The following is an 18,095-nucleotide window of genomic DNA, read 5'->3' as shown; positions in this document are numbered from 1 at the left end:
CCCCTGAGGGGGAAGGTGCCCCGCAGGGGCGGATGAGGTTGGCTCGAAAAAGCAAGCCTCATAGATATAAGATTTAATTAGGGAGGCTTTTATATAATGGCTAGAACTCCGATTATTGCTGGTAACTGGAAAATGAACAACACGATTGCACAGGGTGTTGAGCTCGTAAAGGCTCTGGCTCCGCTCGTTAAAGATGCAACGGTTGACGTTGTTGTCTGCCCGACGGCTACGGCTCTGTCCTCTGTCGCTGCTGCAGTCAAAGGCACGAACATCCATGTTGGTGCGCAGAACGTTCATTGGGAAGCAAATGGTGCTTTCACGGGCGAAATCTCCACGGGCATGCTTAACGAAATCGGCGTTGATTACGTCGTTCTCGGCCACAGCGAGCGCCGTGACTACTTCGGTGAGACGGACGAGGGCGTAAACAAACGCGCTCGCGCTGCTTTCGCTGCTGGCATCACGCCGATCATCTGCTGCGGTGAGTCCCTCGAGATTCGCGAAGCTGGCACGTACATCGACCATGTCGTTGCTCAGATCAACGCTGCTCTCGAAGGCTTCGAGGCTTCCGAGGTTGCTAAACTCGTTATCGCTTATGAGCCGATCTGGGCTATCGGCACGGGCAAAACGGCTACGTTCGAGCAGGCTGAGGAAGTCTGCAAAGCTATCCGTGAGGCTGTTGCGAAGAAATTCGGCCAGGATGCAGCTGATGCTATCCGCATCCAGTACGGCGGCAGCGTAAAACCGGCTACGATCAAAGATCTCATGAAACAGCCGAACGTTGACGGCGCACTCGTAGGTGGCGCATCCCTGAAGGCTCAGGACTTCAGCCAGATCGTTAACTACTGATTCTTAGAAGGGTAGTATCTTAAAATGGCAAAACTTAAAAATGCACCGGTTGCACTCATCATCATGGATGGCTGCGGCCTCGGTGACAAAAGCGATAAGAACAATGCAGTACAGGTAGCAAATACGCCGGTACTCGATGGCCTTATGGCAAAATACAAGACGAGTCAGCTTCAGGCATCCGGCGAATACGTCGGTCTGCCGGATGGCCAGATGGGCAACTCCGAAGTTGGTCACACCAACATCGGTGCTGGCCGCGTTATCTACCAGCAGCTCACTCGCATCACGCGTGACATCAAGAATGGCGCTTTCTTCAAGAATGCAGCCCTGCTCGATATCGTCAACGGTGTAAAGGCAAACAACGGTGCCCTGCATCTCATGGGCCTCGTTTCCCCGGGCGGTGTTCACAGCCATCAGGCTCATCTTTATGCACTGCTTGAGCTTGCGAAAAAAGAAGGAATCAAGGATGTATACGTTCATGCATTCCTCGATGGCCGTGATGTTCCGCCCCAGAGCGCTCAGCCGTTCCTCGAGGAACTCGAAGCAAAATGCAAGGAAATCGGCGTTGGCTGCATCGCTACGCTGAGCGGCCGTTACTATGCTATGGACCGCGATCACAACTGGGATCGCGAGCAGCTGGCATACGAGGCAATTGCGCATGCTGAGGGCGTAAGCGCAGAATCGGCAGTAGCAGGCCTCAAGGCAAGCTATGAAGCTGGCAAGAACGATGAGTTCGTTATGCCGTGCGTCATCAAGGGTTACGAAGGCATGAAGAATGGCGATGGCGCTATCTTCTTCAACTTCCGTCCGGACCGTGCGCGTCAGCTCACCCATGCATTTGTCGATGAGACGTTTGATGGTTTCGAGCGCGACGAGGAGCTCAAAGTTCCGTTCGCTACGTTCTCCCAGTATGAGGACGGCATGAATGCCAAAGTTGCATTCCCGCCGGAGGCAATCGAGAACACGCTCGGCAAAATCATCGAGTCCAAGGGCATGACGCAGCTGCGCATCGCTGAGACTGAGAAGTACGCACATGTAACGTTCTTCTTCAACGGCGGTGTCGAGGAGCCGTATGAGGGCGAGGACCGTATCCTCGTTCCGTCTCCGAAGGTTGCAACGTATGATCTCCAGCCGGAGATGAGCGCTATTGAGGTTACGGATAAAGTCGTTGAGGCTATCAAGTCTGAGAAATACGACTTCATCATCCTTAACTATGCAAACTGCGATATGGTTGGTCATACGGGCGTTTTCCCGGCTGTTGTCAAGGCTGTTGAGACGGTTGACACTTGCGTAGGCCGTTTCGTTGATGCCATCCGTGAAGTTGGCGGCGAGGTCTGCATTACGGCTGACCACGGCAATGCCGACATTATGATGGACTATGAAAACAACCAGCCCTTCACGAAACATACGACGAATCCGGTTCCGTTCATCGTGGTATCCGACCGCGTCAAATCCGTCAAGGACGGCGCTCTCTGCGACATCGCACCGACGCTCTTGACGATGGCTGGCGTTGAGATCCCAGCTGAAATGGACGGCAAGAACCTCGTCGAACTTTAATTATCCGCAGGTCAGAGGCAGCATCCCTTGAGCAAGGGTGCGTAGGCGGGGGGAAGGCCGCAGGCTGGTGCCGTGGTCATTTCCCATGCTAGCCCCTTACGGGCGCTTGTTTAAAGGTTGCACCTCAGTATTATATTTTAGAAAAGAGAGGAATACGAACAATGATTGCTTATTCACAGAAAGTGGAAGACATGGCATGCGTAGCGCAGGAAGTACATCATGGCGCTGCTCCGATTCCAGAGGAAGGCAAATGGGTTAAATCCAAGAATGTACAGGATATCAGCGGCCTGACTCATGGTATCGGCTGGTGCGCTCCGCAGCAGGGTGCTTGCAAACTGACGCTGAACGTCAAAGACGGCATCATCCAGGAAGCCCTCGTTGAGACGATCGGCTGCTCGGGCATGACGCACTCCGCAGCAATGGCTGCAGAGATTCTGCCGGGCCTGACGGTTCTCGAGGCTCTGAACACTGACCTCGTTTGCGATGCCATCAACACCGCTATGCGTGAACTCTTCCTGCAGATTGCTTATGGCCGTTCCCAGACTGCATTCTCCGATGATGGTCTGCCAATCGGCGCTGGTCTCGATGACCTTGGTAAAGGTCTGCGCAGCCAGACGGGTACGCTCTACAGCACGCTCAAGAAGGGCCCGCGTTACCTCGAACTCGCTGAAGGCTATGTTACGAAACTCGGTCTCGACAAAGAGAACCGCGTAATCGGCTACGAAGTTGTTCAGCTTGGCAAAGTTATGGAAGCAGTCCGTGCCGGCAAAGATGCTAACGAAGCTATCAAAGCCAACACGAGCACGAAGGGCCGCTTCGCTGACGCTGTCAAGACGATCGATCCGCGCGAAGAGTAATTCATACTCTTGGCAGATTTCCGCAAGTTTTAGGTAAAAGGAAGGAATGAATAGAATGTCATTATTCGAAGGCTATGAGCGCCGCATTGACCAGATCAATGAAGTTTGCAAAAAATATGATATCGCATCCATCGAGGACGCAAAGAAAATCTGCGACGAGAAGGGTATCAACCCGTACAAAATCGTAGAAGACCTCCAGCCGATCGCATTCGAGAATGCTAAATGGGCTTACACGCTGGGTGCTGCTATCGCAGTTAAAAAAGGCTGCACGGCTGCTGCTGATGCTGCTAAAGCTATCGGCGAAGGCCTCCAGGCTTTCTGCGTACCGGGTTCCGTTGCTGACCATCGTAAAGTAGGTCTCGGCCATGGTAACCTCGGCGCTATGCTCCTCTCCGAGGAAGCTGGTTGCTTCGCATTCCTGGCTGGTCATGAGTCCTTTGCAGCTGCTGAGGGTGCTATCGGTATCGCTCAGACGGCTAACAAAGTTCGTAAGAACCCGCTGCGCGTTATCCTGAACGGCCTCGGCAAAGATGCTGCTCAGATCATCAGCCGTATCAACGGTTTCACGTTCGTTGAGACTGAGTACGACTTCAAGTCTGACAAAGTCAATGTTGTTAAGGAAATCGCATACAGCGATGGCCTGCGTTCCAAAGTTAAATGCTATGGCGCTGAGTCCGTACAGGAAGGCGTTGCTATCATGAAACTCGAGAACGTTGATATCTCCATCACGGGTAACTCCACGAACCCGACGCGCTTCCAGCATCCGGTTGCAGGCTGCTACAAGAAAGACTGCATCGAGAACGGCAAGAAGTACTTCTCCGTTGCATCTGGCGGCGGCACGGGCCGTACGCTCCATCCGGACAACATGGCAGCCGGCCCGGCTTCCTATGGTATGACGGATACGATGGGCCGTATGCACGGCGATGCTCAGTTCGCAGGTTCTTCCTCCGTTCCGGCACACGTTGACATGATGGGCCTCATCGGCGCTGGTAACAACCCGATGGTCGGCATGACTGTTGCTGTTGCTGTTGCTGTACAGGAAGCAATGAGCAAATAATTTCCGTTTGGAAAACACAATATGCTAGCAAAAAGAACTGTGGAAAGCAGCGATGCTTTCCCAGTTCTTTTTTTGTCTATAGGACCTTTGAGGGATATATTGAATTTCCGAGGCAGGCATGTTATATTTAAAGCGTAAAATTGTAAGGAGGAGCGACAACTATGGGGAAGATAAAAAAGATATCTTTGATATTGGGAGCAGCAATGACCTTTGCGGCACAATCCGTAATGGCACAGGCTGTCGTCGTTGATGGTTACGGTGCAGATAAAGACAGTGCTCTCCGCGATGCCTCGCGCGTTGCTGTGGAACAGGTAGTAGGGACGCTGGTGGATTCGCGCACGCTGGTGACTAATTACGCGACGGAACTCGACCAAATCTATATGAAATCTCAGGGATTTGTAAAGGATATGAAGATTTTGTCCCAGGACGTCGTAGGCGGATCTGTTCATGTGAAAGCACAGATTGACGTGGATACATCGCCGGATGCCAAGCTCATGAACAATCTTAAAATGCTCATGATGCTCAATGACCCGCGCATTGCCGTGGTTATTCTTGAGCAGGATGAAAAGGGAAATATCCTTGGCCATGATGCCGTGGCCGAATCGGCTATCAATGCACGGCTTATCGACTTGGGCTTTTCGCATGTCGTAGATGCCGGCGTTGCCTCCTCGCTGCAGGATGCGAGACTTTTGAATCGGATTTATAACGGCAGCTCGGCAATTGGCAGCATTGGCCGTTCCCTCGGTGCAGATTATCTGGTGCTCGGACGCTCTACGGCTCAGGCACAGGGAGTATCTCTGCCCAATGGCAAGGGCGGTTACGAGCCGACCTTGCTCAAAAATGGCAAAGCCTCGATGACGGTTAAGATTCTGAAATTCGATACAGGTGAAATCATTGGCACGTTCACTAATTCGGCCAAAGCAGTTGATAGCAGTCTGGAGTCCGCAAAGCAAAAGGCTGTTGAAAATGCTGCTAAAGATGCAGCCGTCAAGCTCGAGGACAAATTCCGCCATTTCAGTGCGAACGCCAATCAGGCATTGCAGTTAGAAGTCCGCACGATGGACTATCAGGCCGTCCAGCAGCTCGCAGACGATTTGCGGGCGTTAGGCGTAGTGCAGAATGTCTATATCCGCGAGCATCAGAATGGCAAGGCCATTTTGTCCGTGGATACGATTGTCAAACCAGATGTCTTGGTCAAATCCCTGCAGGGGAAAACTTCGCTCGGAATATTTGTGGCTGGAATCAGTAACAATACGATTAAGATGTCTGTGTCGCGCTGAGAAACAATACGTTGTGAAAGGATGGAACGATGATGAAAATAAAGGGAATTATGGCTGCCTTGTGTCTGGCAGTAACGCTGGTTATGGGAACCAGCCTGGCAAGTGCTGCCTCGGTTAGCATTATAGACCACCCGACGCTGGCCGTTTTGCCGTTTGCCAATAAGGGAATTATTTCCAAGGAATGGGACCGCGAGGAGATGAATCAAATCCATGATTTTGCCATTGCGGAACTTTTGAACACGGGCAGCTTTGACGTCGTCGAGCGCGCACGGCTGAAAGATGTGACGGATGAAATGGCGCTGGCGATGAATGGCATGACCAATCCCGAGACGGCAGCCCAGGTGGGAAATCTTACGGGTGCGCAGTATCTGGTACTCGGCAGCATCAATTCGGTGACGACACAGAAGTCCTCCACGTCGGTCGTCGGTGCGGGCACGGACCGGTATAAGGTTTTTGCTACGGTTTCCCTGCGCGTAGTCGATGTCGAGACAGGGCGCATTGTCCTGGCGGCTGTTGGCCGGGGAAAAGAGCATAATACGGTAGCCAAATTGCCGCTGAACATCATCCGCATTGGCACAGCTGACGTCGACAAGGGACAGGTGGAAACGGCATTGGAAGAAGCAGTCCAGGATGCTGTTTCGGGAAAACAGGGCCTTATTGCCCGTATGAATGGCAAGGTCAAACCGGCCAAAAGACGTTGAGCACGTTGGTATAGAGGAGAACTGGAATGAAAGCATTTAGCCGGTTAGCCGCAGCTGCGGTGGTGAGCTTTGCGTTTTTCACGGGAAGCGTGTCGGCGGCGGGGCTTTTTGATAATGCCGGGAGCGGTCCGCGGATTTTTATTGGCGAAGTTCAGAGTTATGGCGATTATGAATTAAAACGTGAGGCCTTCGACACGTTTGCCGATAAACTCTATCAGAGCATGCGGGCTAAGAATTTTCAGGTAATCAGCCGGGCCGATATGACGAATGAAGCCGGCCGTCATGATATGGGAACTTCTGACGAAGATGCCCAGTTGTCGCTTATCCATATGGACGCCATTATCCACGGTCATCTGTTTGAGCATGGTGAGGCGGCAGCCAAGCTGGTCCGTTATGCTGACGCAGCGATGGGGCGCAAGTATTTCTATGATGATGCGCGGATTGAAAACTGGCGCAAGCAGAGTGGCGTTCCGTACCACCTGTCGCCGTCAGTGGCACAGCAGGCTGAGCAGATTGCGCAGGATTATGGGGTGCAGTACCTGCTGTTCGTCAATTTAAAAGAGGTTGACGTGCGCTTGAAGCACACGATGTTTGCCTCGCGTACCGACCGTGAGACTCGCGGGAAAAAGGTAACGGCGATTGTGGATTATTATCTGCTCAACACCAGTAATGGCAAGGTGTTTGAGGGGCATTGTGAGAACAAGAAGACCGCACAGCTCATGAATTATGCCATCGTAAAAAATGGCAAGGGAATGAATGTAGACGAAATGCTCAATCAGGTCATGGAGGCTCAGGTTGAGGATATCGTGGCGGATTTGAACAAGAATGGCATGAAAGCGGTGCAGTAACTATGGATACGATAAAATGGCTTCGAAAATGGGGAGCGGTTCTGCTCGGAAGCGTGCTTATCGCTGGCGGTTTCTCATCGGCCGTGCAGGCTGCTGACCGCCCGGTGGTCATGGTGGTCGGATTCCAGAACCGGGTGTCAAAATCAAAGGTGACGCTGACAGATTTTCAGATGGAACCCGACGAAATGCTTCCTGGACCGCGTACTACCTTGGAAGCGGAATTGAGCCTGAGTCCGCGTATCGATGTGCGGACTATGGATACGGATGTAATGCGTGCCCGTTATGATGAGATAGCTATCATGGATCAGCTGGGAAAAGGCGAAGTCATTCCCGAGCTGGAAAATGAGGCCGACTATCTGATTTATGGGTACCTTACCAATGTTAGCAATATCAAATCCCAGGGCGGTACCATTGGCATCGGGGGCAAGGATAAGACGGCTCATGTGGAACTCAGCATGCGTGTAATTGATGCGCATACTGGGCGGGTGGTCTTTGTCACTACGGCTGATTCGCGGCGGAAGAGTGAACTCAGTTATCACGCCATTATCCAGCGGAAATCGGCTGGTACCGAAACAGCGGTGAGCCGGGCCCTCGATATTGCGGCACAGAATCTCGCGTATAAATTTTTGCAGGCCATGTAAGGTTTTGGGAGAGCTTGAAGGGAGAATAAGGGATTATGCAAATGAAGAAAATACTGGGTTCTTTGGCTGCTGGCGTCCTTTTGTCGGGGGCTGTCGGCATGTCTTATGCCGCGGCTGCCGGGAATATCTGGATGGATGAAAGTGCCGATATTCAGGCCAAACAGTTCCGCAAAGTCATTCTGCTGCCGATGCGTGTGGGGAGTGAATCGGTTGGACGGGTAGATGCCAACCAAGGCTTTAACAGCTATCTGCACGCGCGCATCAACAAAAAAATCAAGAATACCAACTTCCTGGGCTTTGGCAATCAGCTGGAGGAAAAGAAGCAGATTCTGCGCGAGACTCCGGAATATCAGGCCCTTTTGGATAATTTCTCCAGTGAAGGTGCACGGGCAAAAGCTATTTACGATACTACGATGGCTGATGGCTATCTGGTTCCGCATCTTCGCAGCAAGGGGGTACGGGTGGATCACTCGCCGGCTACCTGGACCACGGTTCGTATGGAATCCTATTATGACCTCATCAATGGTCCTAAAGGCAATGCCTACAAGTTAAAATATCACAGCTGGATTCAAAATTATCAAATCCCGGCGCATGACAGCTACTTGCAGATGATGAATATGGATTTTGTCCTCTATGATGCATCGACGGGGAAACAGGCTATGACGCTGGTGGACTATTATAAGAACTACGGTGTAGATGAGTGGCATGCCTTTAAGCAGATTACCAAGAACTTCGTCGGGGACTGGGGACGCCTCAAACGTCATCTAGAGCAAAAAGTTCCTGCCAACGCGCCAACCATCAGCATAGGAAAAATCGTAATTCCCGAGGATATCAAAGGCGATGAGATGATAGCCAAAACGCTGGAGTATGCCATTCAGGATGAAGCCGAAAACAGCTTAAAAAAGGTTAAGCTCGATAATTCCGGTGCCAAGACCCGCTATTATATCACGGGAAAAATCACGCGCTGCAACAGTGGCCAGACTTGGCACCCGCCTTATGCGACGGCCTTGACGATGTTTGATCATTCGGAGAAATTCCAATGGGAGGATTCGAATGGCAACAAGCAGACCGCAACGAAGAATTATTACCGGACGGCGATAACCAATCATTTTGGTTATTATTCCTTCTGGTATGAGGTTGGCGTAGCCTTGCGGGTGATCGATTCGCAGACGGGCAGTATTGTTTGCAGCGTTTTCCGCACGGAATCTGATGATGACCGTTATGCCAATGCACTTCGCAGCAGCATCAGACGCTTATGTAAGACAATCGACAACAAATTGGGGAGCAAATAACGCAAAAGCGGCAATAGCTAGTTCAAATGTCCTAAAATAGTGCGTGCGTAATGTGTGGGGGTATGTTAAAATAGGCTTATAGGATTGGAATTTGATGAGAAGAGGAGTTTCATGGATGAGAAAAGGAGTTATCTGCCTTTTGACACTGGCCTGCGTGACGCTGGCAGGCAGTGGAATGGCCAATGCTTCCCAAGCATTGAATGAGGATGTATCCGCAGTGACAGCTGGCGAACCGGCCGTAAAAGTGGCCGATGTCATCACGGAGGATAAAGCTGCTGAGGAGGAGGTTTTGGTTGATGGGACCAATAGCCTCAACGTTTCCGAAAAAGAAAATCCGGTTGAACCAATCAAGCAGCCGTTAAAGAAACTTACCTTAGAAGAAGAACTGGCACAGAATCAGCAGCTTATCAATGACAATGAGCTCGAGAAAGCGATTGAAAATCTCACGGCTATGATTGAAGAGCGGGGCTGTCTGGTGCCAGCGCGCGCATATTATCTGCGCAGTGTGGCGTACTTCAACATGCAGAAGTATAACGATGCCCTGGTGGATGCCCAAACGGCCAGCCGCCTCGATGTGAATGAACCGCTTTACTATGTGCAAAAAGGTCTGATTCGGCTGGCCATTTCGCAGATGTACGATGTCATGGGACAGGATGCTGCTGTAAAAGAGCAGTGCGGAATGGTCGAGATGGATTCGGATAAATCTTTGGAATTCCAGCACCGTTACTGGCCGGCGTTGTTCTGCCGGGCAATCTCTAACTATATGCGCGGTTCGATTCATAAATCCCTGGCAGACTGTGGCGATGCGCTGAAGCGCGGCGGCCGCGGCGTAAGTTTTGTGGAAGCCTTTAATGTCTATGTGCAGGCTGAGCGAAGTGCGGAAGATACGCGCTTCCCTGGTGTGGATATCCAGCCGGTTCTCTTCAGTAGCATTAACGGGCTGATGAATGCGGATAAGCAGCCGTGTATGGAATTGAATGTGTAAACTTGTAACATGTGGCGTTATGGGGTACAATAGCAGAAGGTAAATATGATGTTATTGCAGGAGGTAACCCACATGAAAGTAATCCATACCAATGACGCACCAGCCGCAGTTGGTCCATACAGCCAGGCTGTTTTAGCTGGCAATACGCTTTATATGTCGGGGCAGATTGCCATTGACCCGGCAGTTGGCAAGATTGTTGCCACTACGATTGAAGACCAGGCAGAGCAGTGCTGCAAAAATATCGAAGCCGTTCTCAAAGCCGCAGGAACCGATATGAACCATGTGGTAAAGACGACCTGCTTCCTCGCGGACATTGCCGACTTCAAGGCCTTCAACGAAGTCTACGCCAAGCATTTCGTCAGTAAACCAGCCCGCAGCTGTGTGGCGGTAAAGGATTTGCCGGCAGGTGCACGGTGCGAAGTTGAAGCGCTGGCAGTTGTGGAAGGATAAAAAAGAATAAGTAAAAGCCCTATCAAGTAGGTAGATATTTGATAGGGCTTTTTGTGTAATCGTAAAAAGTTACCTTACGGCAAAAGTATTGCGTGAGTTGGCGGCCGTAAAATATATCGGTCAACAAAAAAATCCTTACCTCGTATGAGGTAAGGATTTACATTTCAAAATGGTGACCCAGGAGGGACTCGAACCCCCGACCCTTTGATTCGTAGTCAAATACTCTAATCCAGCTGAGCTACTGAGTCATGGTGTTGTGCGTTCGCAATCAACGAATATTATAATAGCATCTCGTGGCATGGTTGTCAACACTTATTTTAAAGAAAATAAAAAGAAAATATTGTGAAAATTTAATATTATATAAAAATAGGACAAGCTAGGAAGGAGATTTAAATAATCAGCTAGAATAATAGCAATATATAATGAAGTGATATCAATTGGGTGCAATTATGTCGTTTACGTGATAGAGTGCCTATGGTAAAATGTCCTAGTAAGATGTGAAGGGGATTAAAATTTCATATTGAAAGGGTGAAGAGACTTATGCAAAAAAGACTCAGAAGGCTTATGTGTTTGGTTATGGTCTGCCTATTGGCAGTAGGTGCAGCGGGCTGTGGAAAACAGGCAGAACGAAGCACACGGATTACTGTAGTAGGATGGAATACTGCGGCAGATACATTTCGGGAACAGGCAGCAGCCTTTGAGAAATTACATCCAGACATCAAGGTGGATGTACAAACGGTGGATTCGAAATACACGCGTATTATGCCTCGCCTCACAGCTGGGACGGATTTGCCAGACGTGATGGTGGTTCAGAATCGTGATTTTCCCACCTTCCTCAACCAGAATACGGATGCCTTCCTGGACATCACCAGTGAGTTCAAGGAAAGTCGTGAACGTTTCGTTCCTGCATCCTGGGATGCGGTGACGAAGGATGGCAAGATTTATGGTGTGCCGACTGATATGGGACCGGCGGCGCTCTTTTATCGTGCTGACCTGTTTGAAAAAGCTGGGATTAAGGCCGAGGAGATTCAGACCTGGGATGATTTGATTGCAGCGGGCAAGAAGCTTTCGGCGGCAACCAATGGGGAAACTGTTATGTTGGGAACGGCCGAGGATACAGATCTTTATGACCAATTGCTCAACCAGGCTGGTGGTCACTATGTATCCCAGGATGACAAAACCATTGTCTTGAATTCGGCTGAGGGTCAGAAGGCAGCTGAACTGATGCAGCGCATGGTGAAAGAGGGCGTTTTGAAAAACATCGGCGATTGGGATGGCCGTTTGCTAGCCATGAAACGCAGTCAGATTGCCGCGGTTCCCTATGGCGTATGGTTCGCAGGCAACATTTCCTCGTCCCTCCCCGACCAGAAGGGAAAATGGAAAATCATGCCACTGCCCGCCATGGAAAAAGGTGGCGTCCGGGCTGCTAACGCTGGTGGTTCGGTAGCGGTTATCGCGGCGAACTCTACCAATAAGGAAGCTGCGATTGAATTCCTCAAATTTTGCGAAGCTACGGATGAGGGCGAGGCAATTGCGTTGAAGCATGGATTATTCCCCGCCTATATGCCGATTTATAAGAGCCAGGAGTTCCAAAAGGCAGACGAGTATTTTGGCTTTGCAATTTATACGATGTTCGCGCAAATCGCCGAGGAGATAAAACCACTTCATCGTGGCCCCATTTCCTTGGAAAGCGGCAAAGCCACTAAGGAATTGATGCAGGATATTCTGGCAGGCAAGGATGTAAAGGCTTCTCTTGATGCGGCTGTAAAGGAAATCGCTGAAGCCACGGGCCTCAAGGCCGGCGAGTAAGGAGGCGGGCGACAATTGAAAAAAGATGAATTCATGAACAAGCTGGTTAGCGTATCGACGCTAGGAGCGAAGTCAATCCGTGCAAAATTGCTATTGTTGGTCCTGCCAATTGTAGCGGTGGGATTGATTGTATTATCCGGGGTTATTTATCGTTATATGGATGAAGTCCTGGAGCGGCAAATTCTTGAGAGTGCCATCGTCAGCACTCAGGATGCCACGGATGCGGTGGGCGACTGGATGAATGAGCGCAAGATGGAAACCCAGCAGTCTGCCCCTGCCTATATAAACGCGGGAAATGATGCAGCGGCGGTGCAGAAGGCCACGGAACCTCGTTGGAAGCTCATGAAGGAACAGTTTGCCCGTTCTTATGATAACGTTGGTTATGTGCCCTTGGATGGTACGGGAACTCTGCTGAAAATCGGCAAGAATGGCCCGGGGACAGAAAATATCAAAGGGGCCGCTGCCTATGCTGACGTGTTGAAGGGCGACGCAGATCAGGTTATTACGAAGCCAGAGTTTGATAAGGCCGGCAATGTGGTGTTTGTAGTGGGCTCGGCCTTGAAAGCCGCTGACGGCCATCGTCAGGGCATGATTACAGCTGAAGTAACCCTCAACGAAGTTGAAGATAAAGTCAAAGCCCTTCGCTTTGGTGACAACGGTTACAGCATTCTGATTGATGGGGATGGCACCTACCTGTACAGCCCCGACAAGGATAAGATTCTCAACAAGAAAATCGAGGATTCGGATGACCCGGGTGTAAAAGAACTGGGTCGCAAGATGTTGTCTGGGCGTGCGGATATGTTCCGCTATCAGCAGGTTACGGGCGAAAAGATGGTAGCCATCTATTACCCGGTACCGGGAACGGGCTGGAGTATGGCTACGATTGCCTACGCCGATGAGCTCTTTGCGCCGGCTATGAATGCCCTGATGATTATGGCCGGTATATCGCTGATTTTGCTGTTGCTGATTTCGGTGGGCATTACGGTTGCTATCAATGTCATTACCAAACCGCTGAAGGGCATGATGGCGGAAATGCACCGTTTGGCTGATGGCGATTTCCGGGAATACGATACGGGCATCAAATCTGATGATGAGTTGGGCCATTTGGCTGATGCTATGAAGTCCATGCGCGAAGAGTTGGGGAAAGTCATCAAGACAGTTCGCACATCTTCGGAGAGTTTGGCGGCATCGGTGGAGGAGCTCAATGCGACGACGGGACAGTCAGCAAAGGCATCGAGTCAGATTGCCGATTCCATTATGGCGGTTGCTGCAGGTGCAGCAGACCAATTGGATGCAGTAAATAGCACGACCGATGCGATGCAGCAGTTCAATACCGATATTGAGGCTATTACGAATCGTACCCGTCAGGCTGCCAGCAAGGGACATGAAGCTGCTTCTGTTGCACAGGCTGGTGGCGATAAGCTCAATCAGGCGATTAACCAGATTAAACGTATTGCCGAGTCCACCGAAGAATCGACTCGTATGGTGGCTGAACTTGGCAAGCGTTCCAATGAGATTGGCAATATCGTCGATACGATATCGGAGATTGCTGAGCAGACGAATCTGCTGGCGCTCAATGCCGCCATCGAGGCGGCACGGGCTGGCGATGCCGGCCGTGGCTTTGCGGTGGTAGCGGATGAGGTGAGAAAACTCGCCGAATCCAGTCAACAGGCAGCAAAACAGATTGCGGAACTCATTGCCATGATTCAGCAGGATACCCAGACGGTAGTCGATGGCATCCAGGCTGGCGGCGAAGAAGTCAAGAGCGGTACTGAGTCCATCTTGTCTACGGGAGAGGCCTTTAAGAGCATTGTTACCATTGTTGATGAGGTATCGGACCAGCTCGATGGCATTAGCCAGGCGGTACAGCGGGTGGCGAAAAGCGGCCAGACTATCGATAACAATGTCCGCAGGATGGAACAGGCCAGCCGTCAGACGGCTCAGCAGGCTGAGACGGTTTCGGCAACGACAGAAGAGCAGACGGCGGCAGTTCACGAGATTTCGGATTCCAGCCATACGCTGGCTCAGATGGCAGATGAACTCCAGGAAAATGTCGAGCGCTTTAAGCTTTAAGCCTCAGGCAGAAGGATGAAGGGACGGATTCTACTCCACAACTAGAATCTTTCCATCATCTTTAGCATATAGGAAAGAAGTAATGGTTTAGGGATTAGGAGGAAAAATGAATAAGAAAGCTCTTACGGCGGCTGTATTGGCAGCTGTGACTATGACGTCGGCGGCAACCGGTTATGCGGCGAAAAATCCGTTTAAGGATTTGCCTCAGGACCATTGGGCTTATGACGCTGTAACGATGCTGGCTAGAGATGGCGTTATCGAAGGCTATGCGGATGGTACCTACAAGGGTGAGCGCAATCTGAACCGCTATGAGATGGCGGCAATTGTGGCACGGGCACTGGAAAAATTCGATACGGCTAAGCCTGCTGACAAGGGGGCCTTGCGCAAGCTCAAACGCGAATTTGCCAATGAATTAAGCGATATCGATGACCGCTTGACGGCTGTTGAGTCCGACGTTAATTATCTCAAAAAGACGCAGTCCAGCTTTAAATGGTATGGCGATGCCCGCATCCGTTTCTTCCAGAACAAGGATAATAAGATGACGCATCCCAATACGTATTGGGGAAATCCGCAGGCGGGCAAAGAAAAGCAGTTCGAGAAACGCTTGCGTCTGGGGATGTATGCGGAACCGGCTAAGAACCTCGTAGTAGATGGCCGTTTGAAATATGAGGATTCGTCCTTTGTCCATAGCGGCGCTCAGTATGATAATACGCCGGCAAATGCGAATCTTAACTCTTGGGACAATAGTGATCGCAACCAGAACTCGGTACGCCTCGATAAACTGAGCCTGAAGTGGAAGAATGCCGGTACGACGCTGGTAGTAGGCCGCAACGAGTTCAACCTCGGTCAGGGCCTCTTGTGGTGGGAGAACTCCATGGACGGTGCCTATGTATCCCATGAGTTCGGGCCGCGGTTCAACCTTATGGCTGGCTGGGGCGATATGGCAGCTGAGGGCTGGCATGATGTGAACATGCCAGCATATTTTGCCAATGCCGAGTACAAGGCCAGCAAGGCTACGAAGTTCACGGTGGCAATGCTGCATACGACGGATAAATTGAAAGCTCATAGCTCGAGCATCAATTCTCGTGGTGATATTATCTATACGAGAAAGGATACAAATAAAACGGTAAAAGGAATGGATGGCAAAGATTATTGGATGGATATTTCCTGGACGGAAGATGATGGAACTGTGATGGGATCTGGCTGGAGCGTTCAGGATGACCAAAATATGAATTTTGTTTTGGATACATCGGATAAAAATTTGAAGAAGACGCTTAACGTAACGACAACCACAACCTCTAAATGGGATGAGAAAGACTATAAATTCAATCAGATTGCCGTTGGTGTGAATACCCAGCTTTCCAACAAGGTTAACCTTATCGCTGAGGGTGTCCGCAATAATATTACGGGCAACTCGGTGACGGGAGATGCGAGAAATGCCCGCATCAACAAAAATGGTTTCTGGACACGTCTTACCTATGGCAAAATGGATTGGAATAAGCCGGGGTCCTGGAAAGTCTATGCGGATTATGTAGCGCTGGGCAATGCTTCGGTTGATTCAGTATTCTGGGGCCATCACCTTAATTTTGCCGGCGGCAACAGCTCCTTCAAGGGCAGCGATAACCGCTGGGGGAATGGTACCCGCGGTTGGGGACTTGGTACACAGATTATGCTGGCGTCCAATACCAACTTTGAGCTGGCTTACTATAAACTCAATCCGTATGATAAGCACTGGGGCGATGGGGATTACGGTACTTTTGGCCGTTATGATGATATCCTGCTGGCCGCATTGTCGTATAGCTTCTGATTCTTTGTGAGGTAGGAAAATGAAAAAAACGATGTTGAAATCGCTGATGCTTTCGGCATTGGCTGCGGGCACATTTTGCTTTGGATTTTCCTCGTTGGAGGCTGCTGTGCAGGTCAATCCGATTCCGGGATTGCGTGAGGATTTTATCAAAGGTGCCGATGTATCTATGCTGCCGGAGATGGAAGCCTTGGGGGCAAAATTCTATGATACCGACGGCACCGAGATGGATGAACTCCAGATTATGAAGAACCATGGTGTCAACTGGATTCGCGTGCGCATTTGGAACGACCCAAAACATGGCGTCCTGGGGGGCGGCGGCAACACCGATGAAGCCCGCGCGGTAGCACTGGCAAAACGTGCCAAAGCGATTGGACTCAAGGTGCTCGTCGACTTCCATTATAGTGACGGTTGGGCTGACCCCTTGCAGCAATATACGCCCTATGCCTGGAAAAAGGACAATAAAGACCAGCTGGTGAAGCATGTCTATGAGTACACCCAGAAGGTCGTGAAAAATTTCCAGAGTCAGGGTGCTACGCCGGACATGATTCAGATTGGCAACGAAATCAACAATGGTATGATGTGGCCAATCGGCAAGCTGCCGGGCAATGACAATGGCAAGGCCTTTGCGGAACTTATGGCCAGTGGCCTTAAAGCTGTCCGGGAAATCGACCCATCCATAAAGCTTATGATTCATCTGCCGGATGGTGCGGACAACAACATGTACCGCAAATTCTTTGACCGTCTCGTGAAGGATAATGGCGTCAACGACTTTGATGTCATCGGCTTCTCCTATTATCCGTTCTGGCATGGTTCTCTGACGGCCCTTCAACAGAACCTCGACGATATGGCCAACCGTTACGGCAAGGAAGTTGTCGTGGCGGAAACGGCCTATGGCTTCACTACCGATAACTACGATATGGAAAAGAACCATTATGGCAAAGCCGAGGAACGCCGTTCTAATTTTGCGGCAACGGTTCAGGGCCAGGCTTCGGGACTGCGCGGCGTTATGAATGATTTGGCAAAGGTGCCCAATGGCCGTGGACTGGGGATGTTCTATTGGGAACCAGACTGGTATGCCGTGCCAGGGGCTGGCTGGAAAGCTGGTGCTGGCAACAACTGGGAAAATCTTTCGATGTTCGACAAAAATGGTAAGGCATTAGAATCCTGGAACGTCTATCGCGATGTTTCGGACAATAGTTTGCCGACAAAACCCATCAAAGTCAGCGATGTGGATTATCTCGATGTTGAGGGCAGCGCGGGGATTCCAGTTTCCTTGCCGGAGCAGGTGCTGGTAACCTTCTCCGATGACCATATGGAAACTTTGCCCATTGAGTGGAATGAGGCAAAGCCGGTCTTTGCTCAGGATGGGGATTACACCGTCAAGGGGCGCATCCCGGCTATCCAACAATCCGTTGAATGCGATGTGGAGATTAAACCGAAGGCAAATCTGCTGAAGAATGGAGATTTTGAGACCATGTCCCTCAGCGGCTGGACGGTGGAAGGCGACAAGTGGACCGTTACGCCCACCAGCGGCAAAGGGGATGCTAAAGGCGAAGGCTCCATGCATTATTGGGGCGGCGGTGCCTATCACTTCACCATAAGCCAGGAAGTCACGGGCCTTACCGATGGCAAGTACACGGTTCAGGTCAGCTCCCAGGGCCTTGAAGATGGTTCGAAGTTTAAGCTCTTTGTCATTGGCGACAATGGCGAAAAGAAAACTGCGGACATCTACAATACGGGCTGGAATAAATGGCAGACGGTAAAAATCACCGATGTGGAAATCAAAGGTGGCAAGGCCGTTGTTGGCCTTGAGATGCAGGGGCAGCCGGATAAATGGGGTTCTGCCGACAACTTTAAATTCTATCGTCAGGATTGACAGGTCAATTGACCGGTCA

General features: G+C 50.7%; 15 protein-coding genes and 1 tRNA gene. 15 read left to right on the top strand and 1 reads right to left on the bottom strand.

What is annotated here, in order from left to right; genetic code table 11:
- Positions 1 to 96 precede the first annotated feature (96 nt).
- The 11 genes from tpiA (at position 97) to FZ040_RS04305 (ending at position 10,511) form a co-directional block, all read left to right on the top strand.
- Positions 97 to 846, top strand: coding sequence for a triose-phosphate isomerase (gene tpiA / locus FZ040_RS04355; RefSeq protein ID WP_149170885.1), 750 nt, complete (start codon positions 97 to 99; stop codon positions 844 to 846).
- A gap of 24 nt (positions 847 to 870) precedes the next feature.
- Complete coding sequence (gene gpmI / locus FZ040_RS04350; protein ID WP_149170884.1) at positions 871 to 2,400, top strand: 2,3-bisphosphoglycerate-independent phosphoglycerate mutase; 1,530 nt, start codon at positions 871 to 873, stop codon at positions 2,398 to 2,400.
- 161 nt (positions 2,401 to 2,561) lie between these two features.
- Positions 2,562 to 3,257, top strand: coding sequence for an iron-sulfur cluster assembly scaffold protein (locus tag FZ040_RS04345; RefSeq protein ID WP_081342189.1), 696 nt, complete (start codon positions 2,562 to 2,564; stop codon positions 3,255 to 3,257).
- Positions 3,258 to 3,312: 55 nt separating this feature from the next.
- Positions 3,313 to 4,314, top strand: a complete 1,002-nt coding sequence (locus FZ040_RS04340; RefSeq protein ID WP_075429100.1) for a GGGtGRT protein — start codon at positions 3,313 to 3,315, stop codon at positions 4,312 to 4,314.
- 161 nt (positions 4,315 to 4,475) lie between these two features.
- Entirely contained in the window at positions 4,476 to 5,594 is a 1,119-nt protein-coding gene (locus FZ040_RS04335) for a hypothetical protein (protein ID WP_149170883.1), read from the top strand.
- 29 nt (positions 5,595 to 5,623) lie between these two features.
- Positions 5,624 to 6,295, top strand: coding sequence for a CsgG/HfaB family protein (locus FZ040_RS04330; protein WP_149170882.1), 672 nt, complete (start codon positions 5,624 to 5,626; stop codon positions 6,293 to 6,295).
- Between the two features lie 26 nt (positions 6,296 to 6,321).
- Entirely contained in the window at positions 6,322 to 7,143 is an 822-nt protein-coding gene (locus tag FZ040_RS04325) for a hypothetical protein (RefSeq protein ID WP_149170881.1), read from the top strand.
- Positions 7,144 to 7,145: 2 nt separating this feature from the next.
- Positions 7,146 to 7,784 carry a CsgG/HfaB family protein gene (locus tag FZ040_RS04320; protein WP_149170880.1) on the top strand — a complete coding sequence of 213 codons (639 nt, stop codon included), beginning with the start codon at positions 7,146 to 7,148 and terminating at the stop codon, positions 7,782 to 7,784.
- Between the two features lie 41 nt (positions 7,785 to 7,825).
- Positions 7,826 to 9,076: a hypothetical protein gene (locus FZ040_RS04315; protein ID WP_149170879.1), complete on the top strand. Its 1,251-nt coding sequence runs from the start codon at positions 7,826 to 7,828 to the stop codon at positions 9,074 to 9,076.
- 115 nt (positions 9,077 to 9,191) lie between these two features.
- Positions 9,192 to 10,061 (top strand): tetratricopeptide repeat protein, encoded by an 870-nt coding sequence (locus FZ040_RS04310; protein WP_149170878.1) that lies wholly within the window; start codon positions 9,192 to 9,194, stop codon positions 10,059 to 10,061.
- 72 nt (positions 10,062 to 10,133) lie between these two features.
- Positions 10,134 to 10,511 (top strand): RidA family protein, encoded by a 378-nt coding sequence (locus tag FZ040_RS04305; RefSeq protein WP_149170877.1) that lies wholly within the window; start codon positions 10,134 to 10,136, stop codon positions 10,509 to 10,511.
- Between the two features lie 170 nt (positions 10,512 to 10,681).
- On the opposite strand, the gene FZ040_RS04300 is transcribed toward FZ040_RS04305, so the two are convergent.
- Positions 10,682 to 10,759 (bottom strand) — tRNA-Arg (locus FZ040_RS04300).
- A 316-nt stretch (positions 10,760 to 11,075) separates the two neighbouring features.
- On the opposite strand from FZ040_RS04300, the gene FZ040_RS04295 reads away from it, so the two are divergent.
- The 4 genes from FZ040_RS04295 to FZ040_RS04280 all read left to right on the top strand — a co-directional run bounded on the left by FZ040_RS04295 (position 11,076) and on the right by FZ040_RS04280 (position 18,076).
- The gene (locus FZ040_RS04295) at positions 11,076 to 12,320 is read left to right on the top strand and encodes an ABC transporter substrate-binding protein (RefSeq protein WP_187620242.1); all 1,245 of its coding nucleotides are present in this window, start codon (positions 11,076 to 11,078) and stop codon (positions 12,318 to 12,320) included.
- A 15-nt stretch (positions 12,321 to 12,335) separates the two neighbouring features.
- Positions 12,336 to 14,393, top strand: a complete 2,058-nt coding sequence (locus FZ040_RS04290) for a methyl-accepting chemotaxis protein (protein ID WP_149170875.1) — start codon at positions 12,336 to 12,338, stop codon at positions 14,391 to 14,393.
- Between the two features lie 106 nt (positions 14,394 to 14,499).
- Positions 14,500 to 16,200: an S-layer homology domain-containing protein gene (locus FZ040_RS04285; RefSeq protein WP_149170874.1), complete on the top strand. Its 1,701-nt coding sequence runs from the start codon at positions 14,500 to 14,502 to the stop codon at positions 16,198 to 16,200.
- A 19-nt stretch (positions 16,201 to 16,219) separates the two neighbouring features.
- Complete coding sequence (locus FZ040_RS04280; protein WP_149170873.1) at positions 16,220 to 18,076, top strand: glycosyl hydrolase 53 family protein; 1,857 nt, start codon at positions 16,220 to 16,222, stop codon at positions 18,074 to 18,076.
- The last annotated feature ends 19 nt before the right edge of the window (positions 18,077 to 18,095 follow it).

Origin of the sequence: Pseudoselenomonas ruminis, assembly GCF_008271295.1 — a bacterium.
Lineage (GTDB): Bacteria > Bacillota > Negativicutes > Selenomonadales > Selenomonadaceae > Selenomonas_A > Selenomonas_A ruminis.
The sequence above is the reverse complement of the archived record's forward strand: the minus strand, read 5'-3'. Positions and strand labels throughout refer to the sequence as shown.